A 23,311-nucleotide genomic window follows, 5' to 3' on the forward strand; every position below is an offset into this window, starting at 1 on the left:
AATTAAGCGCTTTGAGTTCACATTGTTACGGTTTGCCATGGTTGGGTGCGCAAAGGGGGAATGGGAACATGCAGGGCGCGGAGCCGAAGGAATCCATTTATCGGATCGACAGGCATGATGACGGGTCGCTGCGCTTTCACAGCATTGCACCGGGACAGCACCGCTCCTTTCCTGATGCGGCGACGGTGACGACGCCCTGCCTGACCCTACCAGCAGAGGCGGCGGAGCCGGCACTGGCTCGAGCCGCTGCGCGTAAAAGCTCAACCTGCAATCGGGCTTCCCAATATCCTGCCATTTGCTGGCCGGACCTCGGACCGGGCGAGAGCCTGAATGCCTTTGGCATGTTCTGGAAACGCGAACTGGTGCCCTGGTCCGGACCGCCCCTCCTCCTCGGCCGGCGCACCAAGGGGGCGCCATTGTTCAACTTTGCCCGTCAGGTGGGCCTATACCTCCTGCAGGATGGCGCGCGGACCGTCTATGTCGGGCGTGCCAGCAATGATCTCTATGCGCGACTCAAGACGCATACGACCGACCGGCTTGCCGGCCGGTGGAATCGCTTCTCCTGGTTCGGCCTGCGAGACGCCAGTCAGCATCTGCCTTTCGCGCAAAGCGCGTGCTGGAGCGAAGCCAATATGCTCAGAACCATGGAAGCGCTGTTGATCGAAACACTCGAACCGCCGCTCAACCGACGCGGCGGAGACGGGCTGAGCGGCCGTGAATTTCTTCAGGCCAGCGCACCGACGTCCCTCAAGAGCCGTCACGCAGAAGCGCGCGCCGATACCACCAAGAAGCCGCGTCACATGCGGTGAGCGAATCCGGCGCGCCGCTGGTGCCTCAAGGCCCTTGGCGCCACCGCCCGCCATCCTGCTTCCAGAAGCGCGGCGTGACGTCCTCCGATCGACTCAGCGCCTTCCAGGCCAGCCGCGCCCCGCCCACCGTGGCATCGTCGAAAAAGTAGAAGACCCGCTCGAAGCCCAGCGCTTCATCCCGCCACAGGCCATCGGCCAGCGCGACATGGCGCGCACCATTGGCGGCATCACAGCTCGGCGCGAGGAGGATCGGCTGGACCTGCGGCATGGGTGCATCCGCATGATCGTTGGCCAGATAGCTCTCCGGCCCAGCACTCCACAGACCCTCGGAGATACGGTCGAGCTGGTCGCGCTCGGCGGAAACGACCAGCAGTCGCCCGCCGCCATCAAGCACCCTGCGCGCGATGGCGGGCACCGTCGCCTCGACGGGATCCCGGCTGAGCTGATAGAAATCCACCTGCATGTTACGGCTCTAGCGCGATCCGGCCCGGCTGCGAAGGCCGGGCCGAAATATGCGCAAGACCTCAACCGGCCTGATAGCGATCGCGGATCAACTGATCGAGCAGGCGCACGCCATAGCCGGTAGCGCCTTTCTCCCATGTCGCGCCGGGCTTGTCGGCCCAGACCATGCCGGCAATGTCCAGGTGCGCCCATTTTACGCCCTCCTGCACATAGCGCTTGATGAACTGCGCCGCCGTGATCGAGCCGGCATAACGCGGGCCGATGTTCTTCATGTCGGCAATGGGGCTGTCGATCAGCTTGTCATAAGCTGGCGACAGCGGGAAGCGCCACAATTTGTCACCGCTCTCGCGACCGGCCGCGAGGAGCTGTTCGGCAAGGTCATCGTCATTGCTGAACAGGCCGCCATGCTCGCTGCCGAGCGAGATCAGCATCGCCCCGGTGAGGGTCGCGAGGTCGATCACAGTCTCGGGCTTGTAGGTCTGCTGGGTCCACCAGATCGCATCGCACAGCACCAGACGCCCCTCGGCGTCCGTGTTCAGCACTTCCACGGTCTGGCCGGACATGGTTTTGACGATATCGCCGGGACGCTGCGCGCCGCCGTCCGGCATATTCTCGACCAGCCCGCAGATGCCGACGACATGCGTGGGCGCCTTGCGCAAAGCCAGCGCCTTCATCGCGCCGGCAACGGCACCGGCGCCGCCCATATCCCACTTCATGTCTTCCATGCCCGCACCGGGCTTGAGCGAAATGCCGCCGGTATCGAAGGTGACGCCCTTGCCGACCAGCGCCAGCGGCTTGGCCTGCGCGCCATTGGTGCCGTCCCAACGCATCGCAAGAATGCGCGGCTTGCGCACCGAGCCCTGCGCAACGCCGAGCAAGGCACCCATGCCGAGATTGGCCATGTCCGTCTCGTCCAGCACGCTGATTTCGATGCCGAGATCGACCAGATGGCGACAGCGCTCCACGAAGCTCTCGGGATAGATGATATTGCCTGGCTCGGCGACCAGTTCGCGCGTGAATGCAACACCTTGTGCGACGGCTTTAGCATCATCCACGAGCGCCGCCAGCTCGCCGGACTCATGAACCAGCGTTACGGTTTCGAGCGTCGGCTTGGCCTTCTCCGCCAGCTTCGTGCGATAGGTGTCAATGCGCCATGCGCGCAATTCTGCGCCCAGCGCGATCCGGGCGAGCGCGTCGGCAGTAAGCTCCGCGCCGTCGATCGCGACATGCTTGACGCCGGAGGTCTGCAGCCGTGCCGTCACCGCGCCGCCTGCCTTCTCCAGATCGGCCGGCGTGCCCTCGCCCGTTCCGACGAGCAGGACGCGGAGAGTCTTGCCCGCCTCGGCCACGAACAGTTCCACCACGGCGCCTGCCTCGCCGCCAAAGCGCGATGCCGCCGCCGCCTGCGCCGCCAGAGCCTGCGCCTCGATGCCCGGCGACACGGCGGCGCCCTTTGCGACCGGGAAAACGAGGCAGTCCATGTCGGCAGGGCGACTGGCGGAAATGGTGATGTGCATGGATACAAGCTCCTGGAAAGGAATTATGTGGCCAGATGACCTGGTGTGAATATGGAAGCGGAATAGCGCCTTGCCAGGGGGTATGCCACGGCAAAGGGACCGTTAAGCGCGATTTCACGCTTGGGAAGGCAATTGCGGAGCGGGCGCTGCAGTGCAATAGGGCAGCGTTGCACACGGCGCGCGCAGACCGCGAGCCGCGCTGGGAGAATGACGATTGGTTGCCACGATGAGCCGTGACACGCGCGAGCGGACTATGATGCGCGTGCACCTGTGCATCAGCGCGCCAGCTCTGATTCTGGCGATGGTCATGGCCGCGCCGGCCTACGCCCAGACGCAGGCCGAGCCGCCGACGCAGGGCGAACCGCCGCTCACCATCGACAATGTAGCGCCGCAGGATATCCCCGCCGGCGCTGAACCCGATTTTCAAGACCGCCCGGCCAAGGAAGAGGCCGAGGCCGTCCCCATGCCGGCAGCGCCGGTCTCCAAGAACGAGATCAATTTCCAGGCCGACCGGATCGATTACGACAGCAATGCCGATATCGTGCGCGCCTCCGGCAATGTCCGCGTTGCCCGACAGGATGCCAATCTGTCCGCCGACCAGGTGGAGTGGGATCGCAAGGCCGGCACCGTCATCGCGCGCGGCGATGTGCTGCTCGTCAATGAGCGTGGCGACCGCGCTTATGCCGACGAGATGGACGTCACCGAAAGCCTGCGGGACGGCGTCATCGAAAATCTGCTGATCGTCACCAACAGCGAGAATCGGCTGGCGGCGGTGAAGGCCCAGCGCACCGACAACATCTACGTGCTGGACAAGGCGGCATTCACGCCCTGCAAGGTCGAGACGGTCAAAGGCTGCCCCAAGGAGCCGACCTGGCAGATCCAGGCCGATCGCGTCATTCTTGACGATGCTCGCCAGCGGGTGCGCTATGAGAATGCGCGCGTCAGCATGTTCGGCCTGCCCCTGCTTCCCCTGCCGGGCCTGCGCCACAGCATTGGCGATGAAGGCAGCAGCGGCTTGCTAGTGCCGGACATCGGCTATGATCGGCGCAACGGGGTGCAATATGTGCAGCCTTATTACTGGCGGCTTGCGCCAAATCGCGATCTGACGCTCACGCCCTATGTCTACAGCGCGGTGCTGCCGATGCTCGGGGCCAGCTATCGCGCACTCCTGCCCAAGGGCGCCTATCAGATCACCGGCTACGGCACGGTCAGCGCCGTTACGCCGGTCACGGGCGAAACCGATGTCACCAGCGATGAGCGTCTGCGCGGCTACATCGCTGCCAGCGGCAAGTTTCAGTTCGACCCGCTCTGGTCGTTGACCGGATCGCTGCGTTACGCGTCCGACCGTACCTTCCTCAATCGCTATGACCTGAGCCACGAGGATCGTCTGCGCTCCACGCTCAATCTGGAGCGGATCGGCACGCGCAGTTATCTCTCGATTGCCGGCTGGGCCTTTCAGTCATTGCGCTCGGGGGACCGGGCCGGCCAGGTTCCTATCGCCATTCCCGCCATCGACTACCGCCTGCGCACCACCGATCCGCTGTTCGGCGGACGGGTGGAACTGCAGGCCAACAGCCTGTCGATCCTCCGCACAGACGGGCAGGATACCCAGCGCGCGTTCGTCGGCTTCACCTGGAAGCAGAGCCGGCTGACCGGCATGGGACAGGAGGTCTCATTGACCGCCTATGCCCGCGGCGACGTCTACAACAGCGCGCAGAACGATCTTTCGCCAACGGTGGTCTATCGCGGTGAGGAAGGCTGGCAGACGCGAGGAATCGCCGCGTTGGCGCTGGATGTGCGCTGGCCGTTCATCGGGCAGGCTTTTGGCGGCACCCAGCGCCTAACGCCGCGCGTCCAGCTGGTTGCCGCGCCGCGCCTCGCCAACCTGAATGTACCCAACGAGGATGCCCGCGCGATTGACCTGGAGGATTCCAACCTCTTCGCGCTCAATCGCTTCCCCGGCTATGACCGCTTCGAGGATTCGACCCGCATCACCTATGGGTTCGACTACCGCTTCGACGTGCCGAATTTCTCGTTCGATACCACCGTCGGCCAGAGCTACCGCATCGATGACCGCCCGTCCCTGCTGCCCAATGGCACCGGCCTGTCCGATCGGCTGTCGGACATCGTTGGTCGGTCGGAAATCCGCTACAAGGATTTCCTGTCCTTCACCCACCGCTTCCGGCTCGACAAGGATGGCTTCGCCGTCCGCCGTAACGAGATCGAGGCGACGGTCGGAACGCGCCGCACTTATGCCGAGGTCGGCTATCTGCGGCTGGACCGGAACATTACGTCCGGCGTCGAGGATCTACGCGATGTCGAGGAAATCCGCCTTGCAGCGCGCGTCGCCTTTGCGCGCTTCTGGTCGGTCTTCGGCTCGACGAACATCGATCTGACCGGCCAGCGGGACGATCCGACGAGTACCCTGTCCGGCTTCGAGCCGGTGCGCCACCGCCTCGGCATCGCCTATGAGGATGACTGCCTGGAACTCGGCTTCACCTGGCGGCGCGATTACCAGACGGTCGGCGATGCCCGTCGCGGCAATTCGTTTCAACTGCGGCTGGTATTTAAGAATCTCGGCCTGTAAAGACTCCAGCTTCGCAAAGGGTGTGAAGGCCGGGCGTCATCCGTCGCTCAGGCCCGGTTCAGCCGCCGCGCATTAATCCGCCGGGCAGGTCCGCGGCCTCTTGAGGCCGCCTGCTTCTGAATGGAGAGCAAGTTTGACTGACGTGAACAGCGTGAAAAGGATTTCCTCCCGTTTCACCGCCCGGATTCTTGCAGGCGCCGCGACGGGCCTTTTGGCGTGCTCAGCCATTGCTCAAGCGCCGGAAGGCCAGGCTGAGGATGCCGCCGGAGCGACCGCGTCCGCGCTCGATATTCCTGCCTCGGTGGTGCTCTTCGGCAAGCGCGACCCCAATGTCCGCACCGCGACGGCGCTGGTGAACGGCGAGGTCATTACCCAGACGGATGTGGAGCAGCGGCTCGCACTGGTGGTTCTCGCTAATGGCGGCAATGTCAGTGCCGAGGAAAAGGACCGTCTGCGCCTGCAGGTGCTGCGCAATCTCATCGACGAGACTCTGCAGATTCAGGAGGCAGCGGCCAAGGACATTCGCGTCCCCGCCGCCGAGCTTGACGAGAACTTCGCGCGCGTCGCCGCGAACTTCCGCTACACACCGGACAATTTCGCAAAATATCTTGCCGCGCAGGGCTCGTCCGCACGCAGCATCCGGCGCCAGATCGAAGGCGAGGTCGCTTGGAGCCGCCTGCTGCGGCGTCAGGTCCAGCCTTTCGTGAACGTCTCCGAAGACGAGGTCCGCTCGACCTATGAGCGCCTCCAGGCTGCCAAAGGCAAGGAAGAGTTCCACATCGGCGAGATCTATCTCTCCGCCAACCCGTCGAACAGCCAGCAGGTGGCCGAGAACGCCCAGAAGATCATGGCGCAGATTCGCCAGGGTGGCTCGTTCCAGGCCTATGCGCGGCAATATTCGGAAGCATCGACCGCTGCGGTCGGCGGCGATCTCGGCTGGGTACGCGCCGCGCAGTTGCCCGAGCCGCTGGCCGAAGCCGCGCAGCAGCTCCAGGTCGGCCAGATCGCCGGCCCGATTGCCATTCCGGGCGGATTTTCGCTCGTTTATCTGATCGACAAGCGCCAGGTGCTGATGGCCGACGCACGCGACGCCGTTCTGAGCCTCAAGCAGGTCGCCATCGACTTTCCCGCCGGCACATCGGCGGCCGAAGCCCAGCGCCGGGCCAACGCCTTCGGTGAGGCGCTCAAGAAGCTTCAGGGCTGCGGATCGGTCGAGGCGATGGCCAAGGGCGTTGGCGCGACCGTCATCGAAAACGATATTCAGGCGCGCAACCTGCCCCCGCAGCTCCAGTCCATCCTGCTCTCGATGCAGGTCGGCGAATCCACGCCGCCCTTCGGCTCGGCAACGGAAGGTGTCCGCGCGCTCGTTTTGTGCGGCCGGGACGATCCGCCAGACGCGAGCGCGCCCTCGGTGGAGTCGATCATGGCGCAGATGGAGGAAGACCGCGTAAACAAGCGTGCACGCACATATCTGCGCGACCTTCGTCGCGATGCGGTGATCGACTATAACTGACGTCTTCCGCACGATGTATTCCGCGTCCGCGCTGCCGCGGCCGATCGCGATATCGCTGGGCGACCCCGCGGGGATCGGCCCGGAGGTGACCGCGAAAGCCTGGGAAGCGCGGGACACGCACAATCTGCCGCCTTTCTTCGCGGTCGGTGATAGCGCCTCGATCGCCGCCGTCTGGCAAGGCCCGGTCGCGATGATCGGCGACCCGATCGAAGCCGATGCGGTGTTCGGCAAGGCGCTGCCCTGCCTGCAGGTCGCCGATGCCGGTGAGATCATCCCCGGCCAGCCCTCGATCGACGGCGCGCGCTGCGCCTTCCAAGCGTTGGAAGCGGCGACCGGCTTGGTCAGGGCGGAAAGCGCCAGCGCCCTTGTGACCGCACCCGTCTCCAAATCCCAGCTGTCGCAAGTCGGCTTCACGCATCCCGGCCAGACCGAGTTCGTGGCCGAGCGCTGCGGTGTTTCGCGCGGCAATGTGGTGATGATGCTGGCGGGCCCATCGCTGCGGGTCGTGCCGCTCACCATCCACATTCCCTATACGGAAGTCCCCGAGGCGCTCACCGCCGCGTTGATCCGCTCTCGGGCGCTGGCCACCGCGCGCGGTCTCAAGCGCCTGTTCGGCATCGAGAACCCGCGCCTCGCCATGGCCGGTCTTAATCCTCATGCCGGCGAAAATGGGATGCTCGGCACGGAAGAAACAACGCTGATTGCGCCGGTGCTCGAGCAATTGCGCGAAGACGGGCTCGACATTTCCGGGCCGCATTCGCCGGACGCCTTGTTCACGCCCCGCGCCCGTGCGCTCTACGATGCGGCCTTGTGCTGCTATCACGATCAGGCGCTGATCCCGATCAAGGCGCTGGATTTTGACGAAGGCGTCAACATCACGCTTGGCCTGCCGATCGTGCGCACATCGCCCGACCATGGCACGGCGTTCGATCTGGCGGGCAAGGATCGGGCGCATCCTGGCGCGATGATCGCCGCCATTCGCATGGCGCAGCAGGCCGAGCTCAATCGCCGCGCCTGGGTCGATCCCTGCCAGCCCTCATGACCCCGCTTCCACCGCTGCGCGAGGTCATTGCCACGCATGGCCTGCGGGCCAGCAAGGCGCTGGGCCAGAACTTCCTGCTGGACGAGCAGTTGCTGGATCGCATCGCCGCGATTCCGGGGGATCTGACCGGTGCGCGCGCGTTCGAGGTTGGCCCCGGTCCCGGCGGGCTGACCCGTGCCCTGCTCCGCGCCGGCGCGCAGGTGACCGCTGTGGAGCGTGACGCCCGCTGCATTCCGGCGTTGGCCGAAGTCGCAGCGGCCTTTCCGGGCCAGTTGCGCGTCATCGAGGATGATGCGCTGCGGGTCGACCCCGTAGAGGTCTGCGGAGGACCGGCGCATATCGTTGCGAACCTGCCTTATAATATCGGCACAGCCCTGCTCGTCGGCTGGCTGGAGAGCGGCGTGTGGCCGCCCTGGTGGCTCTCCGCCTCGCTCATGTTCCAAGCCGAGGTTGCCGAGCGGATCGTCGCGCAGCCCGGCAGCGATACCTATGGGCGGCTCGCGGTACTGGCCCAGTGGCGCAGCCGTGCGCGCATCGCGATGAAAGTCCATCGCTCCGCCTTCACGCCGCCCCCCAAGGTGATGTCCGCCGTGGTCCACATCGTCCCGGCAGACGCACCCGACGGCGTCGAGGTCGCAACGCTCAGCCGGTTGACGGCCGCCGCCTTCGGTCAGCGGCGCAAGATGCTGCGGCAGAGCCTCAAGGGGCTGCCCGGCGCGCTCGATGCTTTGGCGGAAGCCGGGATCGACCCCAGCCGCCGCGCCGAGACACTCAGCGTGGACGATTTCGTGATGCTCGCACGCCTGATGGGACGCTGAGCAGCTTCACGGCGCGAAATTTACTGCTGTTCGACCTTCGGCGCGTTGGTGACGGCCTCGGCCGTCGTCACCGGCGGCTTGGTCGTGGCGATCGCGGACGCCAGCTGATCCGCACTGGCACATTGCGTCTTGCAGAGCAGGCGCAGCTTGGCGAGCGTCTCGCGGGCGCTTTCCACCGCGCCCTTGTCCAGCATCGCGAGCCCTTCGCCTTGCAGGGCCGCCTGATTGCCGGGCTCCAGATCCAGCGCGCGACCATAATAGCGGATCGCCTTGCCGGGGAGCTTCTGGGCGCGGGCGATCTTGGCCAGCGACATGAAGATACCGGGCTGATCGGGCGCCAGAAGAAGCGCGGTTTCATAGGCATCGCGGGCCTTGCTGAGATCACCGGCCTCTGCGGCGGCCTTACCCTTCGCCATCCACTCGGCTGCGCGCGGGCTGGGCGCGGGCGTCGCGCTCTGCTGGGAAAATCCACTGCTCGCCGACAGGGCAAGCGCACTCGCAAGTAAAATGGAGGCGGGGGTGAACCGCATGATTGTCTCCCAGATCGAGCCCTGCGCAACAGACGCCATGGTCGACGACGCTAGCATGGTTTTTCGAGCACCGCGAAGAAAAAGCCGTCGGTTCCGTCATGTGCGGGCGTGAGCAATGTGCCCTCGCCCCATGAACGACCCGGCGCCTGTTCCGACCCGGCAGAGTGTACCGGCTGCCATAGGGGATCGGTCCTGACGATTTGCTGAATTTGATCGCGCCCTTCCCGGTCGATCAGCGAGCAGACCGCATAGACCAAGCGCCCGCCCGGCTTCACCAGCGGTAGCGCGAGCCGCAGCAGCCGCGCCTGAAGCGCGACCACGCGGTCCAGCCGCGCCGGCGTTAGCCGCCAGCGCGCCTCGGGGTTGCGTCGCCAGGTGCCCGATCCACTGCAGGGCGCATCGATCAAGACGACGTCGCACTGCCCGACGAGCGGCTTGAGCGCCGCTTCCTCCCGACCAGAATCGAGCAGCAGTGTTTCGATCTGTCCACCATAGCCGGCGCGCTCGGCACGCGGCGTCAATCGCGCGAGGCGGTCACGCACCGCATCGGCCGCGATCAGCCGCCCTGCAAGGGCGCCGTCTTTGACCATGTCCGCCGCCAGGGCGAGCGTCTTGCCCCCTGCCCCGGCGCACAGATCGAGCACGGTCAGGCCGGGCGTGGCGTGACAGGCCTGCGCGATCAGCTGACTCCCGGCATCCTGCACCTCGGCAATACCATCATCCGGAACGTCCGTGCCGGCCGGCAGAGCATAGCCATATGTCGTTGCCCCGATTGGCCGGGCATCGGGCCAACGCGCCAACATCTCGGTATCGCTCGCCCTCAGCGGGTTACGCCGAACGTGGAGAGGCGCACGATCGAGCAGTGCTTCCTGCTCGGCCTCATCGACCAGTTCCGCGAAAGTCTCGGCGACCCAGCCCGGCAGGCGCGAGCCATCCGGCCCGCGTTCCGCCTCGCCCAAGGGCGTCGGCGCATGGGCCGAGCCATCAAACAGCGCCGCCAGCGCCGCATCCGCGCGCGCCAGACCGACCATGGCCGCACGGCCGGAGGATGGCGGATCGCCATAAGCCCGCACCGCGCGATAGACGAGATCGCGCACCGCGCGGCGATCCTTCGACCCGGCATAGCGGCGCTCGCGAAAATAGCGGGCGATTAGCGTATCGGCGGCGGCGCCATCATCGCGCGCACTGGCGATGATGAGATCGAGCAGATCGATGGCGGCCTGCACCCGCGCGGCGGGCGTCATACCGCTGCCCCCAATGCAGGGCTGATATCGTTATCGTGTGGGATAATTCGGCGCTTCACGCGTGATCGTCACGTCATGCACATGGCTCTCGGAGAGGCCGGCATTGGTGATCTGCACGAAGCGGGCGCGCTCCTGCAGTTCGCGGATCGTCTTGCTGCCGGTATAGCCCATGGCGGCCTTCACACCGCCGACCAGCTGATGGATGACATCGCGCGCCGGCCCCTTATAGGGCACCTGGCCTTCGATCCCTTCCGGCACCAGCTTCATCTGATCCTTGATGTCCTGCTGGAAATAGCGGTCCGCACTGCCGCGCGCCATCGCGCCGACGGAGCCCATGCCGCGATAGCTCTTATAGGCCCGGCCCTGATAGAGGAACGTCTCGCCCGGTGCTTCCTGCGTGCCGGCCAGCATCGATCCGATCATCACCGCAGCGCCGCCAGCCGCCAGCGCCTTGGCAACGTCGCCCGAGGTGCGCAGGCCGCCATCGGCGATCACCGGAATACCGCTCTTGAGCGCTTCCTTTGCCGCATCCATGATCGCGGTGAGCTGCGGAACGCCGACACCGGCAACCACGCGCGTGGTGCAGATCGAACCGGGGCCGATGCCGACCTTCACGCCGTCCGCGCCGGCGTCGATCAGCGCGCGCGTGGCCTCGGCGGTCGCGACATTGCCGGCCACGAGCTGGATCTCATTGGAGAGCTTGCGAATACGCGCGACGCTCTCGGCCACCATCTTGGAGTGGCCATGGGCGGTATCGACCACGATCAGGTCGCACTCGGCGTCGATCAGCGCTTCGGTGCGCTCGATACCTTTGTCGCCGACCGTCGTTGCCGCGGCGACGCGCAGGCGGCCGGAAGCGTCCTTGGTGGCCTGCGGATAGGTGACGGCCTTCTCGATGTCCTTGACGGTGATGAGGCCCACGCAGCGGAAGGCATCATCGACCACCAGCAGCTTCTCGATCCGGCGCTGATGCAGCAGGCGGCGGGCCTCGTCCTGCGAGACGCCGGTGCGCACGGTCGCGAGATTCTCATGCGTCATCAGCTCGCGCACCGGCTGGGCCGGGTTTTCGGCAAAGCGCACGTCGCGGTTCGTCAAGATGCCGACCAGCTTGCCGGTCGACTCCACAACCGGAATGCCGCTGATCTTGTGACGCGCCATCAGCGCCTGCGCCTCGGACAAAGGCTGATCCGGGCCGATGGTGATCGGGTTGACGACCATACCGCTCTCGAACCGCTTGACCGCGCGCACCGCCGCGCACTGCTCCTCGATGGAGAGATTGCGGTGCAAGACGCCGATACCGCCGAGCTGCGCCATCACAATGGCCATGTCTTCCTCAGTCACAGTATCCATGGCCGAGGAGAGAATGGGGATATTCAGCGAAATGTTGCGGCTGACCCGCGTGGACACATCGGCCTGACTCGGCAGCACATCGGACTCGCCCGGCTGAAGAAGCACGTCGTCGAAAGTGAGGCCGAGCCGAATGTCCATATATGTCGCCACCTGATCTGGAGAGACCCCTTGGGGGAATCAGTGGCGGCCCATGTAACCATTTCCCCCGTGCAGGGCTAGGGGGTCGTCAAAGAGAAGGGCGCGAAGGCTGGTTTGCGCCTATCCGAGGGCGGGACGGACCACCCCGCGCTCCGCACGATCGCTGGCGATCATCTGCGTCAACGCGAGCAGAAGGGCTGGCACGGCCAGCGTCCAGACCAGATCGGACAGTGTATCGTCGAGGCGCAGCGACCGGTAATAGGCCGCTTGAAGGCTCTCGTTGATGAGCTCGGCCAGCGCCACCACAGCAAATGGCAACGCCGGATGGCGGCGCGTGAGCGGCCAGGCAGCGACCATAGCATAGAGCAGCAAGCCGCCGATCAGGTGCCCGCGCTCGTGCGAAATGGCGAGAAAGCGCAGGCTTCCCTCCACCAGGGCGACATAAGCGGCGGGAATATCCATGTAGCGATTCGTAAAGAAAGCAGGTTAGCGATCCGTTACGAAGCGATCCAAAGCCTAGCTGCGCAGATGCTCGGCCCGGTCGATGATCGCCTTGGCTTCCTCGACGTGCATCGCCTCGATCATGCGCCCATCATAGCGCTGGGCGCCGCCGGTAAAGGCGTCGACCAATGCGCGGGCCTGTTCCACCGCCGGGCCGCTGGGCGAGAAGGCATCATTGGCGATGTCGATATGGCTGGGGTGGATGATGGTCTTGCCATCGAACCCCATCTGCCGCCCTTCGTCGCACTCGGCGGCCAGACCGGCCGGGTCTTCCAGATTATTGTAGACCCCGTCGAACGCGGCCACTCCTGCGGCGCGCGCTGCCAGCACGATCGACTGGAGCGAGTAGGAAATCGCGCTGCGCGGTGCATCAGGCGGCACGGCCAAGCCCCGGCGCAGATCGTTGGTGCCGGCGACCAGCGCCGAGACGCCTGGCTCGCGCGCGATGGACAAGGCATTGATGATCCCCGCCGGACTCTCGATCATCGCGATGACCGGCCGTTGCGTGACGCGATTGACGTCGTGGACCTGCCGCGCCTCGATCACCTTGGGCACGATGACATAGGGCACGCCGGCACTGCGCGCCGCAACCATGTCCAGCCCGTGCTCGGGCCGCCCCTCGGCATTGATGCGGATGGCGCAGGGACGCCCATCGAACCCGGCCTGCACAGCCTCCACGGCGCGCTGCCGGGCGGCGTCGCGGTCTTCGGCGATCACCGAATCCTCAAGGTCAAGAATGATGAAGTCGCAGTCGAGTTGGCGCGCTTTCTCGATCGCGCGCGGGCGCGAGGCTGGTACGAACAGCAGCGTCCGCACGAGGCGCAACGGCAAATCAATTCTCTCGACCGGACGACGCTTCTGCATGCCTTTTCAATCCTCTTATCCTGCCGATTCCGCTTTCCGGCACTGTTCTGAAGGGCCATAGTAGCGACCGCAAGCGCAGGAGGCTATCGACCATGGATCTGGTCACGTTCGCAATGTTCATCGCCATTCTGGTGATCTTCTATCTGTTTGCCAGCGTGAAGATCGTCCGACAGGGCCATCGCTACACCATTGAACGGTTCGGCCGGTTCACGGAAGTCGCATCTCCCGGTTTCAACATCTACCCCGCCTTCTTCTACCGGGTTGGTCGCAAGATCAACATGATGGAGCAGGTGATTGATGTTCCGTCTCAGGAAATCATCACCCGCGACAATGCCATGGTGGCGGTGGATGCGGTGGTGTTCTTCCAGGTGCTGGATGCCGCCAAGGCTGCTTATGAGGTGAGCCACCTCAATACAGCACTGCTCCAACTCTCGACCACCAATCTGCGCACGGTGATGGGGTCGATGGATCTGGACGAGACCCTCTCCAAGCGGGATGAGATCAACGCCCGGCTACTGAGCGTGGTCGATCACGCTACCAATGCCTGGGGCGTCAAGATCACCCGCGTCGAGATCAAGGACATCCGCCCGCCGCAGGACATCGTGAACGCGATGGCCCGGCAGATGAAGGCCGAGCGTGAGAAGCGCGCCAATATCCTCGATGCCGAAGGGTTCAAGAGCGCCGAGATCCTGCGGGCCGAAGGCGCCAAGCAGGCGCAGATCCTCGAAGCCGAGGGCCGGCGTGAGGCAGCGTTCCGTGACGCCGAGGCGCGCGAACGCGAGGCGGAGGCCGAGGCGCGGGCGACCCAAGTGGTGAGCGAGGCCATTGCGGGCGGCAATGCCCAGGCGATCAACTATTTCGTGGCGCAAAAATATGTCGAGGCGGTGGAGAAGTTCGCGACCTCCAGCAATGCCAAGACCATCCTCTTCCCGGTGGAAGCTACCCAGCTCATCGGCACGCTCGGCGGCATCGGCCAGCTCGCCAAGGAAGCGCTGGGCGATCATGCAGCAACGCAGCCTGCACGGCCCGTGTCCGGCACCGGCGTGCCTCACACGCGGACGCCGTGACGCCGATGCTGGACAGCATGCATCCTTCCATCCTCTGGGGTGTGTTCGCGGTGATCCTCGCCGGGGCGGAGATCATCGTGCCCGGCGTTTTTCTGATCTGGCTGGGCGTAGCTGCGGCGCTCACGGCCGGGCTCAGCCTGGTCCTGCCGATCGATCCGGCCTTCCAGCTGCTCGCCTTTGCCATCTTCACCGCGATTTCGGTGAGCGGCGGACGGCTCTGGTATCTCGCCCGCCCGGTCGCCTCGCAGGACCCGATGCTCAATGACCGGGCCGCGCGCCTTGTTGGCCGCGAATTGCTGGTGGTCGAACCGATCAATCATGGCGTCGGCCGGGTGAAGGTGGATGACGGAAGCTGGACGGCGACCGGACCGGATGCAGATGCCGGCAGCTATGTGCGGGTGACGGGCACCAAGGGCGCGGCGCTGATTGTCGAACCCCTGCCCACTCCGCTCGCCCCGCCCGACGTGGCCCGTGACGGCAAGGACATGCCGGAGCCGGAATGACCGCTTTCGCCTTTATCGGCGCGGCGCTGGCAGAAATCGCCGGTTGCTTTGCGTTCTGGGCATGGCTGCGGCTCGACAAATCGCCGCTCTGGCTGCTCCCCGGCCTCGCCTCGCTGGCGGTTTTTGCCTGGCTTCTCACGCTGGTGGAAGCCGATTATGCGGGGCGGACTTACGCCGCTTATGGGGGTGTTTACATCGCCAGCGCGCTTGCCTGGCTCTGGCTTGCAGAGGGCACCAGGCCGGATCGCTGGGATCTGCTGGGCGGCGCAGTCTGTTTGTGCGGCGCCGCGATCATTCTCTTCGGGCCACGCACAGCCTAGCGATCACCCGGCATTCGCCCGTTCAGTGACATCCCGCGCCAGCAGGCCGCGGTGGCGGGGCAGCGCTTGAGGCATCTCATCGCGGATGAAGGCCAGCACCTTCTCACGAATCTCACAGCGCAGGTCGAATGCCTCGCCCGCATTGCGCGCGCTGGCGAGGCCGCGCACCTCGATGGCGTCCGGGCGCACCTCCGTCACCTGAAGCACCTTCACCCGCCCATCCCAAAGCGGCGAGGCAGCCACGATCGCTTCATAGCGGGACCGCAACTGATCGATATCGGCCGTTGGGTCGAGATGGAAGAAAACCGAACCAAGCAACTGACTTGTCGAGCGAGTCCAGTTCTGGAAACTGTCTTCGAGAAAGCGGGAGATGGGCACGACCAGCCGTCGCTCGTCCCACACCGCCACGACCACATAGGTCATGTAGATCGCCTCGATCTTGCCCCACTCGCCTTCGATGATGACAACGTCATCGATGCGGATCGGCTCGGTGAAGGCAAGCTGGATGCCCGCGATTACGTTTTTGAGCAAGGGCTGCGCAGCCGCGCCGACCGCCAAGGCCGCAAGGCCGGCCGAGGCCATCAGCGTCACACCCACCGCCCGCACCGAGGGGATGCTGAACAGCATGAGGCACAGGGTGATGAAGATCACCAGCACCACGGCGATCCTGCCGAGAATGCCCGTCCGCGTTCGCTTTCGCCGGGCGCGGAGATTGTCGGCCACGCTGATATCCGTCCGCTGCTCGACCACATCCTGCGTGCCCCGAATGAGGGCAACGGCCAGCCAGCCGATCAATCCCGGCACGATCATCGCCGCCGCCTGGCTCCAGATCAGGTGACCGCGCTCTCCCAACGTTAGCGACGGACGGAGGAACGCCAGCGCGAAGGCAACCAGCAGCCAGCGCGACGGCCACTGCGCCCGGCGGAGCAGGGCGAGGCCGCCCTCCGAATGCGCGTGGGTGAGCAGACGACGCAGCACCCGCACGCTGATCCAGTGCAGAGCCAGAGCCGCCAGAACGGCGAGAACGCCCAGCATCAGCGATTCCAGTAATGGCGGCAGGGTCCAATGGTGGGGAAACATGTCCCTTTTACTGCTCAGGCGCGATCCGGTTCCCGCGGCAGATAGAGAAGCAACGCTGCCAGCGCAGGCGTTTCCAGGTCCGGCGGCGTGTAGGACAGCCGCGCTTCGACCGAGAAGAGACGCTCGCGCGACCAGAAATTGAGCGGCCAGTCCCGTGCGCTCTGTGCTGAGGTCAGCAGGCCATTGACCTGATCCAGCAGGGCACCGCCTATATGCTCGGCCCGATAAAGCCGCACTCCCCCGAGGAACGCGCGCGTGATCGTTTCATGATAGCCGTGGCGATCATCGTTCGGCACGCCCACGCTGGCATTGTAACGGCGGATGATCGGCGCGATCTCCCGGTCCAGATCGATATCCGGTCGCTCGACCATCAGCCAGAGACAGGCAGCGAGGTGCGCCTCATGCGTCCACCGCTCGCGCGGCAAGGTGCAATCCAGCAGCCCTTCTCCAATTGCGTGGATGGCGGCGGCATCGCTGAACAAGCGATGATTGTTATCTGTCGTCACGACGGCGCCCTAAGCTTGCGCGGCATCATTTGCGACCGACAGGCCATTCCATATGCTCATGCGTACCCCCCGCAGATATGAGAACGGCGGCCACCCTAGCATGGGCAGCCGCCGCTCATAAGCCTCGAAAGGCGTCAGCCGGCGCGGGTTCAGGCCGCGACGGGCGACTTCAGCACGTCGCGGACGGACGCGTCCACGTCGGCCTCGAACTGCGCGAAGTTGGCGACAAACTTGCCGACCAGCTCGGCGGCCGTCTCGTCATAGCGCGCCTTGTCGCTCCACGCGGCGCGCGGATCGAGCATATCGGGGTCGATATCACCAACCGCCACCGGCACCTCGAACCCGAAATTGGGATCGATGCGGAATTCGGCGTTGTTCAGGCTGCCGTCGAGCGCTGCGTTGAGCAGCGCACGCGTCACCTTGATCGGCATACGGCTGATGCCCGGATCGGTTGCCTTGCCGCCGGTCCAGCCGGTGTTGACCAGCCAGCACTTCACGCCACCCTTTGCGATCCGCTCCTTGAGCAGATTGCCGTAGACGCTCGGGCGACGCGGCATGAACGGCGCGCCGAAGCAGGTCGAGAAGGTCGCCTGCGGCTCGGTCACGCCGATTTCCGTACCCGCGACGCGCGCGGTATAGCCCGAGAGGAAGTGATACATCGCCTGATCGGGCGTGAGACGCGCGATCGGCGGCAGCACGCCATAGGCATCGGCGGTGAGGAAGATGATGTTCTTCGGCACCGGGCCGAGATTGTCGGCCGAGGCATTGGGGATGAAGTCGATCGGGTAGGAGCCGCGGCTGTTCTCCGCCAGCGTCGCATCGTCCAGATCGATCTCGCGCGTATCGGGATCGATCACGACGTTTTCCAGCACCGTGCCAAAGCGCTTCGTAACCGCGTAGATTTCCGGCTCGGCCTCGGCCGAGAGGCGGATCATCTTGGCGTAGCAGCCGCCCTCGAAGTTGAAGACGGCGGTATCCGACCAGCCATGCTCGTCGTCACCGATCAGCGTGCGGCTGGCGTCGGCGCTGAGAGTCGTCTTGCCGGTGCCGGATAGGCCGAAAAACACCGCAGTGTCGCCATTCGGGCCGATATTGGCCGAGCAGTGCATCGGCATGATGCCCTTGGCCGGCAGCAGATAGTTGAGGATAGAGAAGACCGACTTCTTCATCTCGCCGGCATAGGCCGTGCCGCCGATCAGGATCAGCTTCTCGGTGAAGTTGACCGCGATAATCGTCTCGCTGCGGCAGCCATATTTGGCGGGGTCCGCGCGGAAGGTCGGCAGATCGATGATCGTATATTCGGGCTTGAAGCCGGCCAGCTCATCGCGCTCGGGGCGCACGAGCAGCGTGCGGATGAACAGATTGTGCCAGGCAAACTCGTTGATCACGCGCACGTTGACGCGGTGCTCGGGCTGCGAACCACCGAAAAGGTCGGCGACGTAAAGCTGCTTCTTCTCGCCCAGTGCCGCGAAGAAATCCGCCTTGAGCGTGGCGAACTGCGCCGGCGTCATCGGCACGTTCACGTCGCCCCAGGCGACCGTGTCCTCGGTGGTGCCATCGCGCACAATGAACTTGTCTTTCGCGCTGCGGCCGGTGTGCTTGCCGGTCTCGACAACCAGCGGCCCATCCTTGGCCAGCACGCCCTCGCCGTTGCGAACCGCTTCTTCCACCAACGGCGCGGTCAGAAGATTCCATTTGACGTCAGCCGACGTCGATATGCCTTGGTCGCCAAGACCAAAGGAAGAGATAACCTGCACACCTGTCTCCTAAGCAAAAACGCAGGGCGGGCTCCTACGGCCGTCCTCCGCGAGAAAACTTCAAATTCAGCCCCGTCCCCGGCGCATAAGGGTTTGATGGCCCAGCGTCAAACGCCACCCGTTGTGCAGTGCCGCGCATCTGTCGCTTTCGTCCGGTGGCGGGACAAAACAGCGGATTCCCTATCGTCCGCCCGGCCCAGGTTGCGCCCGGTCCCGCGTTCGTCTAGGCCGAATGACCAGCAATAGTCAGAGGATCGGCGCAAAGCTCGATGAGCGCTACCATCGCCCTGGTCGACGACGATCGGAACATCCTGTCTTCGCTCAGCATCGCCCTGATCGCGGAAGGGTTCATGACGCGACTCTATCCGGACGGTCAGGCCGCGCTCAAGGCGCTGATCGAGAACCCGCCGGATATCGTGGTGTGCGACATCAAAATGCCCAATCTGGATGGCATCGAGCTGCTCCGCCGGCTGCGGGAGAAGAGCGATCTGCCCTTCATCTTCCTGACTTCCAAGACCGACGAGCTGGACGAGGCACTTGGCTTTGCGATGGGCGCGGACGATTATATTGCCAAGCCCTTCTCGCAGCGGCTGCTGATTGCGCGGGTACGGGCGCTGCTGCGCCGCACGGCGCTCAGCCAGCCCCGCGATGACAATGGCGGCGAAGGCGAGACCGAAACCATCGCACGCGGCCGGCTGAGCATGGACCCCGCCCGCCACCGGGTGCAATGGGATGGCCGGGACGTCGCGCTGACTGTCACCGAGTTCCTGATTCTCGAGGCGCTGGCCCAGCGGCCCGGCATCGTGAAGACCCGCAATCAACTGATGGATGCCGCCTATCAGGACGACATCTATGTCGATGACCGCACCATCGACAGCCACATCAAGCGCCTGCGCCGGAAATTCCGCGAAGTCGCTCCCGAGTTCAACGCAATCGATACGCTCTATGGCGCCGGATATCGCTTCAACGAGGAATGAGGAGCGCCTGGCGAGCGGCGAATGGACCACGCGCATCTCGCTCACCCGGCGGATCCTCGCGGTCAACATCTTCGCGCTTGCCATCCTGGCTGGCGGCTTCTTCTATCTCGACAGCTATCGTGCGCGGCTGATCGATGGCAGGCTGGTGTCGATCAGCCGGGAAACCGCCCTGATCGCCGCTGCGATGGAGACAGCCCCGGCCAGCGATCGCGCCCGGTTGCTGCTGCGCACAGCGCAAACAACGGGTTTGCGGCTGCGCATCTATGATGCGGACGGCACCAAATTGGCTGATAGCTTTCGCCTCATCCCACCCAGCTACACGCTGCGTGATCCGATGCGCGATCCGCTCCACATCAAGCTGGCGCGCGTCTTGGACCGCGTTGTCGAGACCATCGCCCTCGCCGACCGTCCTGCCTATGTGAAGGAGCCGGCGCAGGATCGCCGCGATGCCTGGCCGGAAGCCCGCGAGGCCGCCCGCACCCGCGCGCCCGCTTCGGCCTATCGGTTCGCGCCGGACCGCACACCTTTCCTCAGCGTCGCCCGCCCGCTCGACGAAGCCGGGCGCGGCGATGTACTGCTCGCCACCGCAAACACGCGGGACCTCACGGATATCGTCCGTGCCGAGCGCCTGCGCATCGCCCTCGTCTTTGCGGCGGCGATTCTGGTGTCCGTGCTGCTCTCGCTCTTTCTTGCGCGGACGATCGTGCTCCCGCTCCGTCGCCTCGCCCGCGCTGCGGTGCGCGTGCGCCTGGGGCGCGCGCGGGAAGTCATCGTGCCGCGCCTGCCGGATCGGCGCGACGAAATCGGGATGCTGGCCCGCGCCGTCTCCGACATGAGCCAGGCATTGCGCCAGCGCATCGATGCGACCGATGCCTTCGCGGCAGATGTGAGCCATGAGCTCAAGAACCCCATCGCGTCGCTGCGCTCGGCGCTCGAGGGGCTGGCCCAGATCAAGGACCCGGCCTTGCAGGCCAAGTTGCTCGCCATCGCGCAGGACGACGTGCGCCGGCTCGACCGGCTGGTCAGCGACATTGCCGAGGCAACCCGCATCGACGCACAGCTCTCGCGCACGCCGTTCGAGACCATCGATCTCGGGCGGATGATCGGACGGATGGTGCGCAACCATGCACCGCGGGAGGATGGTCCCGCGGTTCGGCTGAGCTATGCAGGGTCGGGACGTGGCGCCGTATTCGTCTCCGGTGACCCGCAGAAGCTGGTCCGCGTGGTGGATAATCTCGTCGACAATGCCCGCTCCTTTTCACCCGATGGCGGGCGGATTCGCCTGACGCTGTCAGCCGAAGACGGCAAGGCTATCGTGGCGGTGGAAGACGAGGGACCCGGCGTGCCGGAGAGCGAGCGGGAAGCGATCTTCCGGCGGTTTCACAGCGTGCGCCCGGAGCGGGATGGCTTTGGCAAGCACAGCGGCCTGGGCCTTGCCATCGCCCGCACAATTCTGGAGGGCCACCACGGCTCCATCCATGTCGAGGCGCGTCTCGATGGCAAGGCCGGTGCGCGATTTGTCGTGACCCTGCCCCTAGCCGAGCAGGATGTGCCGCCGCCGAACAGCGCGAAGGCGCGCAGCGGCGCATGAGCGACGATCCCGCCCATTGCCAAACCATCCACGCTACCAGCGTCGCCATCGGAGGCAAGGGCGTGCTGCTGATCGGCGGAAGCGGGTCCGGCAAGTCAGACCTTGCCCTGCGCCTCATCGATCGCGGCGCGATGCTGATCAGCGACGATTACACCCGCGCCTCAAAGCGGGACGGCAAGCTGATCCTTGACGCGCCGGAAACCATTGCGGGCAAGCTGGAAATTCGCCACCTTGGCATCGTCGAAACGCCCCATGTCGGTGGCGTGATTGCGTGTCTTGCGATCAGACTGGATGAAGCGCCCGTGCGCATGCCTGACATCGGGTCCACATTTTCCCTTCTGGGTGTCGAACTGCCGCTGGTCGTGCTGGCCGGTCTGGAGCCTTCCGCCCCGATCAAGGCCGAATGGGCATTGCTTCGTCTCGATGGGCAGGCGAAGGGGTAGGCATGGACCAGCCCCCTGCCCTGTCACCTGTCTCCCATGCTCCCGGCGCCAAGCGCATCCTGGTGGTCACCGGCCTTTCGGGCGCCGGCAAATCGACCAGCCTGCGCACGCTCGAAGATGCCGGCTGGGAAACGGTCGACAATCTGCCGCTGGTTCTGCTCGACCGGTTGCTGGCTGCCCCGCTGCCGGCTGGTCATGAGCAACAGGCGGGCCGCCCGGTCGCCATCGGCATCGACAGCCGCACGCGCGGCTTTGCAGCCGACACCATCCTTTCGGCTATCGCCGCGATGCGCGAGCGCACTGGCTATGAGGTTGAGATGCTGTTCCTCGATTGCTCGGGGACGGTGCTTGAGCAGCGTTATGCCGAGACGCGGCGGCGCCACCCTCTGGCGTTGGATCGCCCGGCGGCGGACGGCATTGCCCGCGAGCGCGAGCTGCTGGAACCGCTCCGCCGCGCGGCGGAGCATGTCGTCGATAGCTCGGACCTCACCAGCAACGGCCTGCAGCAGGCGATCCGCCAGCGCTTTGCAGGCAGTTTCGAATCGACCCTGACCCTGCTGTCCTTCGGCTTTGCGCGGGGCGTTCCGCGAAATGCGGACCTGATGTTCGACATGCGGTTCCTGCGCAATCCCTATTGGGACGAGACGCTGCGCCCGCTCACCGGCCTCGATCCCGATGTCCGCGATTATGTGATGGCCGACACGCTGTTCGAGGCGGCCGTCGGCCAGATCGAGAAGCTGCTGGTCACCATCCTTCCTCGCTACAGCGAGGAGGGGAAAGCCTATGTCACCATCGCCTTTGGCTGCACGGGCGGTCGCCACCGCTCGGTGTGCGTGACGGAAGAGATCGCAGAACGCTTGCGCCGGGCGGGCTTTTCGCCCACCATTGCGCACCGCAATCTGGATTCAGTCCAGTTGGACGCCTATGAGAACCGGCGCCAGGGCAAAAAAGAAATCGTACCAACGGAAATCGAAGGGCGGGGCGCACACTCACCATGATTGGACTCGTGCTCGTAACCCATGGCGGGCTCGCGACGGAATTTCGCGTCGCCATGGAACATGTCGTAGGGCCGCAACAGGCCATAGAAACCGTCTGCATCGGCCCCGATGACGATATGGAGGTACGGCGCGCCGACATCGCCGCCGCCGTGCAGCGCGTCGATGATGGCTCGGGCGTGATCCTGCTGACCGATCTGTTTGGTGGCACGCCCTCCAACCTTGCCATTTCCCTGCTCGACGCAGGGCGGGTGGAAGTCATCGCCGGCGTCAATCTCCCCATGCTGATCCGTCTCGAAAGCGCCCGCCGCAATATGAGCGTCACGCAGGCGGTCGCCGCCGCACGGGAAGCGGGCCGCAAATATATCAGCGTTGCCTCGGAGCTGCTGGGAGACGCTACTTGAGCGGCGAGACCGCCAGCGCGACCGTGCGCATCGCCAACCGGCGCGGCCTGCATGCGCGGGCCAGCGCCAAGTTCGTTACGCTGGCGAGCAGCCTGCCGGCGACCATCATGGTGCGCAAGGATGGGCAGGAAGTGGTCGGCACATCGATCATGGGCCTGATGATGCTGGGCGCCGCCATGGGCGATGATATCACCGTCTCGGTGAGCGGTGACGATGCCCCAGCGGCGCTGGCTGCCGTCATCGAGCTGGTCGAAAATCGCTTCGGCGAAGACTGATCCTGTGCGGCCCTGCTG

General features: G+C 65.2%; 24 protein-coding genes. 14 read left to right on the forward strand and 10 right to left on the reverse strand.

Features of this window, described 5'->3' with window-relative positions; all coding sequences use genetic code 11:
- Positions 1–341 precede the first annotated feature (341 nt).
- Entirely contained in the window at positions 342–809 is a 468-nt protein-coding gene (locus M2342_RS10440) for a hypothetical protein (RefSeq protein WP_264579037.1), read from the forward strand.
- A gap of 25 nt (positions 810–834) precedes the next feature.
- Here M2342_RS10440 and M2342_RS10445 read toward each other — a convergent pair whose 3' ends face one another.
- Together M2342_RS10445 and M2342_RS10450 are read right to left on the reverse strand one after the other, a co-directional pair.
- Positions 835–1,272 (reverse strand): DNA polymerase III subunit chi, encoded by a 438-nt coding sequence (locus M2342_RS10445; RefSeq protein WP_264579038.1) that lies wholly within the window; start codon positions 1,270–1,272, stop codon positions 835–837.
- A gap of 61 nt (positions 1,273–1,333) precedes the next feature.
- Positions 1,334–2,788 (reverse strand): leucyl aminopeptidase, encoded by a 1,455-nt coding sequence (locus M2342_RS10450; protein WP_264579039.1) that lies wholly within the window; start codon positions 2,786–2,788, stop codon positions 1,334–1,336.
- 226 nt (positions 2,789–3,014) lie between these two features.
- Here M2342_RS10450 and M2342_RS10455 point away from each other — a divergent pair, with 226 nt between their 5' ends.
- The 4 genes from M2342_RS10455 (at position 3,015) to rsmA (ending at position 8,748) form a co-directional block, all read left to right on the forward strand.
- Positions 3,015–5,375, forward strand: a complete 2,361-nt coding sequence (locus M2342_RS10455; RefSeq protein WP_264579040.1) for an LPS-assembly protein LptD — start codon at positions 3,015–3,017, stop codon at positions 5,373–5,375.
- 142 nt (positions 5,376–5,517) lie between these two features.
- Positions 5,518–6,888 (forward strand): peptidylprolyl isomerase, encoded by a 1,371-nt coding sequence (locus M2342_RS10460; RefSeq protein WP_413714889.1) that lies wholly within the window; start codon positions 5,518–5,520, stop codon positions 6,886–6,888.
- 13 nt (positions 6,889–6,901) lie between these two features.
- On the forward strand, positions 6,902–7,930 hold the full coding sequence (gene pdxA / locus M2342_RS10465; protein ID WP_264579042.1) for a 4-hydroxythreonine-4-phosphate dehydrogenase PdxA: 1,029 nt from the start codon (positions 6,902–6,904) through the stop codon (positions 7,928–7,930).
- Positions 7,927–8,748, forward strand: a complete 822-nt coding sequence (gene rsmA / locus M2342_RS10470; RefSeq protein ID WP_264579043.1) for a 16S rRNA (adenine(1518)-N(6)/adenine(1519)-N(6))-dimethyltransferase RsmA — start codon at positions 7,927–7,929, stop codon at positions 8,746–8,748. The genes pdxA and rsmA overlap by 4 nt, the downstream gene beginning before the upstream one ends.
- Positions 8,749–8,768: 20 nt before the next feature.
- Here rsmA and M2342_RS10475 read toward each other — a convergent pair whose 3' ends face one another.
- From M2342_RS10475 to M2342_RS10495, 5 genes are all read right to left on the reverse strand, one after another.
- A complete protein-coding gene (locus M2342_RS10475; protein WP_264579044.1) occupies positions 8,769–9,278 on the reverse strand; it encodes a tetratricopeptide repeat protein in 510 nt (169 codons plus the stop codon).
- Positions 9,279–9,328: 50 nt separating this feature from the next.
- A complete protein-coding gene (locus M2342_RS10480; RefSeq protein WP_264579045.1) occupies positions 9,329–10,522 on the reverse strand; it encodes an RsmB/NOP family class I SAM-dependent RNA methyltransferase in 1,194 nt (397 codons plus the stop codon).
- Positions 10,523–10,552: 30 nt separating this feature from the next.
- Positions 10,553–12,010, reverse strand: a complete 1,458-nt coding sequence (gene guaB, locus M2342_RS10485) for an IMP dehydrogenase (protein ID WP_264579046.1) — start codon at positions 12,008–12,010, stop codon at positions 10,553–10,555.
- A 120-nt stretch (positions 12,011–12,130) separates the two neighbouring features.
- Positions 12,131–12,472, reverse strand: coding sequence for a hypothetical protein (locus M2342_RS10490; RefSeq protein WP_264579047.1), 342 nt, complete (start codon positions 12,470–12,472; stop codon positions 12,131–12,133).
- Positions 12,473–12,526: 54 nt separating this feature from the next.
- Positions 12,527–13,375, reverse strand: coding sequence for an HpcH/HpaI aldolase/citrate lyase family protein (locus M2342_RS10495; protein WP_413714717.1), 849 nt, complete (start codon positions 13,373–13,375; stop codon positions 12,527–12,529).
- 92 nt (positions 13,376–13,467) lie between these two features.
- On the opposite strand from M2342_RS10495, the gene M2342_RS10500 reads away from it, so the two are divergent.
- The 3 genes from M2342_RS10500 to M2342_RS10510 are packed head-to-tail and all read left to right on the forward strand — an operon-like array spanning position 13,468 to position 15,265.
- Positions 13,468–14,442, forward strand: coding sequence for an SPFH domain-containing protein (locus tag M2342_RS10500; protein ID WP_264579048.1), 975 nt, complete (start codon positions 13,468–13,470; stop codon positions 14,440–14,442).
- A 17-nt stretch (positions 14,443–14,459) separates the two neighbouring features.
- Positions 14,460–14,945 carry an NfeD family protein gene (locus M2342_RS10505; RefSeq protein ID WP_264579049.1) on the forward strand — a complete coding sequence of 162 codons (486 nt, stop codon included), beginning with the start codon at positions 14,460–14,462 and terminating at the stop codon, positions 14,943–14,945.
- On the forward strand, positions 14,942–15,265 hold the full coding sequence (locus M2342_RS10510) for a YnfA family protein (protein ID WP_264579050.1): 324 nt from the start codon (positions 14,942–14,944) through the stop codon (positions 15,263–15,265). Before M2342_RS10505 ends, M2342_RS10510 begins: the two co-directional genes overlap by 4 nt.
- 3 nt (positions 15,266–15,268) lie before the next feature.
- Here M2342_RS10510 and M2342_RS10515 read toward each other — a convergent pair whose 3' ends face one another.
- From M2342_RS10515 to M2342_RS10525, 3 genes are all read right to left on the reverse strand, one after another.
- On the reverse strand, positions 15,269–16,345 hold the full coding sequence (locus M2342_RS10515; RefSeq protein ID WP_264579051.1) for a mechanosensitive ion channel family protein: 1,077 nt from the start codon (positions 16,343–16,345) through the stop codon (positions 15,269–15,271).
- 14 nt (positions 16,346–16,359) lie between these two features.
- Complete coding sequence (locus M2342_RS10520; protein WP_264579052.1) at positions 16,360–16,851, reverse strand: hypothetical protein; 492 nt, start codon at positions 16,849–16,851, stop codon at positions 16,360–16,362.
- A 149-nt stretch (positions 16,852–17,000) separates the two neighbouring features.
- Entirely contained in the window at positions 17,001–18,608 is a 1,608-nt protein-coding gene (locus M2342_RS10525) for a phosphoenolpyruvate carboxykinase (protein ID WP_264579053.1), read from the reverse strand.
- Positions 18,609–18,877: 269 nt separating this feature from the next.
- Between M2342_RS10525 and M2342_RS10530 the strand changes: the two genes are divergently transcribed.
- Genes M2342_RS10530 through M2342_RS10555 form a run of 6 tightly spaced genes read left to right on the forward strand, consistent with a single transcriptional unit; the run spans position 18,878 to position 23,293 of the window.
- Positions 18,878–19,585 carry a response regulator transcription factor gene (locus tag M2342_RS10530; RefSeq protein ID WP_264573007.1) on the forward strand — a complete coding sequence of 236 codons (708 nt, stop codon included), beginning with the start codon at positions 18,878–18,880 and terminating at the stop codon, positions 19,583–19,585.
- A complete protein-coding gene (locus tag M2342_RS10535) occupies positions 19,554–21,176 on the forward strand; it encodes a sensor histidine kinase (protein ID WP_264579054.1) in 1,623 nt (540 codons plus the stop codon). The genes M2342_RS10530 and M2342_RS10535 overlap by 32 nt, the downstream gene beginning before the upstream one ends.
- Entirely contained in the window at positions 21,173–21,619 is a 447-nt protein-coding gene (locus M2342_RS10540; protein WP_264573009.1) for an HPr kinase/phosphorylase, read from the forward strand. The genes M2342_RS10535 and M2342_RS10540 overlap by 4 nt, the downstream gene beginning before the upstream one ends.
- A gap of 2 nt (positions 21,620–21,621) precedes the next feature.
- Entirely contained in the window at positions 21,622–22,617 is a 996-nt protein-coding gene (gene rapZ, locus M2342_RS10545) for an RNase adapter RapZ (RefSeq protein ID WP_264575662.1), read from the forward strand.
- Complete coding sequence (locus M2342_RS10550; RefSeq protein WP_181559869.1) at positions 22,614–23,018, forward strand: PTS sugar transporter subunit IIA; 405 nt, start codon at positions 22,614–22,616, stop codon at positions 23,016–23,018. The genes rapZ and M2342_RS10550 overlap by 4 nt, the downstream gene beginning before the upstream one ends.
- Positions 23,015–23,293, forward strand: coding sequence for an HPr family phosphocarrier protein (locus tag M2342_RS10555; protein WP_181559870.1), 279 nt, complete (start codon positions 23,015–23,017; stop codon positions 23,291–23,293). The genes M2342_RS10550 and M2342_RS10555 overlap by 4 nt, the downstream gene beginning before the upstream one ends.
- Positions 23,294–23,311: the final 18 nt, after the last annotated feature.

It is taken from the genome of Sphingobium sp. B8D3A (genome assembly GCF_025961995.1).
In the GTDB taxonomy this organism is placed as follows: Bacteria; Pseudomonadota; Alphaproteobacteria; order Sphingomonadales; family Sphingomonadaceae; genus Sphingobium.

Bases quoted from the DNA above. Each gene is read 5' to 3' on its own strand.
- M2342_RS10440 (WP_264579037.1), top strand. From the start codon at position 342: ATGTTCTGGAAACGCGAACTGGTGCCCTGGTCCGGACCGCCCCTCCTC.
- M2342_RS10445 (WP_264579038.1), bottom strand. From the start codon at position 1,272: ATGCAGGTGGATTTCTATCAGCTCAGCCGGGATCCCGTCGAGGCGACG.
- M2342_RS10450 (WP_264579039.1), bottom strand. From the start codon at position 2,788: ATGCACATCACCATTTCCGCCAGTCGCCCTGCCGACATGGACTGCCTC.
- M2342_RS10455 (WP_264579040.1), top strand. From the start codon at position 3,015: ATGAGCCGTGACACGCGCGAGCGGACTATGATGCGCGTGCACCTGTGC.
- pdxA (WP_264579042.1), top strand. From the start codon at position 6,902: ATGTATTCCGCGTCCGCGCTGCCGCGGCCGATCGCGATATCGCTGGGC.
- rsmA (WP_264579043.1), top strand. From the start codon at position 7,927: ATGACCCCGCTTCCACCGCTGCGCGAGGTCATTGCCACGCATGGCCTG.
- M2342_RS10475 (WP_264579044.1), bottom strand. From the start codon at position 9,278: ATGCGGTTCACCCCCGCCTCCATTTTACTTGCGAGTGCGCTTGCCCTG.
- M2342_RS10480 (WP_264579045.1), bottom strand. From the start codon at position 10,522: ATGACGCCCGCCGCGCGGGTGCAGGCCGCCATCGATCTGCTCGATCTC.
- guaB (WP_264579046.1), bottom strand. From the start codon at position 12,010: ATGGACATTCGGCTCGGCCTCACTTTCGACGACGTGCTTCTTCAGCCG.
- M2342_RS10490 (WP_264579047.1), bottom strand. From the start codon at position 12,472: ATGGATATTCCCGCCGCTTATGTCGCCCTGGTGGAGGGAAGCCTGCGC.
- M2342_RS10495 (WP_413714717.1), bottom strand. From the start codon at position 13,375: ATGCAGAAGCGTCGTCCGGTCGAGAGAATTGATTTGCCGTTGCGCCTC.
- M2342_RS10500 (WP_264579048.1), top strand. From the start codon at position 13,468: ATGGATCTGGTCACGTTCGCAATGTTCATCGCCATTCTGGTGATCTTC.
- M2342_RS10505 (WP_264579049.1), top strand. From the start codon at position 14,460: ATGCATCCTTCCATCCTCTGGGGTGTGTTCGCGGTGATCCTCGCCGGG.
- M2342_RS10510 (WP_264579050.1), top strand. From the start codon at position 14,942: ATGACCGCTTTCGCCTTTATCGGCGCGGCGCTGGCAGAAATCGCCGGT.
- M2342_RS10515 (WP_264579051.1), bottom strand. From the start codon at position 16,345: ATGTTTCCCCACCATTGGACCCTGCCGCCATTACTGGAATCGCTGATG.
- M2342_RS10530 (WP_264573007.1), top strand. From the start codon at position 18,878: ATGAGCGCTACCATCGCCCTGGTCGACGACGATCGGAACATCCTGTCT.
- M2342_RS10535 (WP_264579054.1), top strand. From the start codon at position 19,554: ATGGCGCCGGATATCGCTTCAACGAGGAATGAGGAGCGCCTGGCGAGC.
- M2342_RS10540 (WP_264573009.1), top strand. From the start codon at position 21,173: ATGAGCGACGATCCCGCCCATTGCCAAACCATCCACGCTACCAGCGTC.
- rapZ (WP_264575662.1), top strand. From the start codon at position 21,622: ATGGACCAGCCCCCTGCCCTGTCACCTGTCTCCCATGCTCCCGGCGCC.
- M2342_RS10550 (WP_181559869.1), top strand. From the start codon at position 22,614: ATGATTGGACTCGTGCTCGTAACCCATGGCGGGCTCGCGACGGAATTT.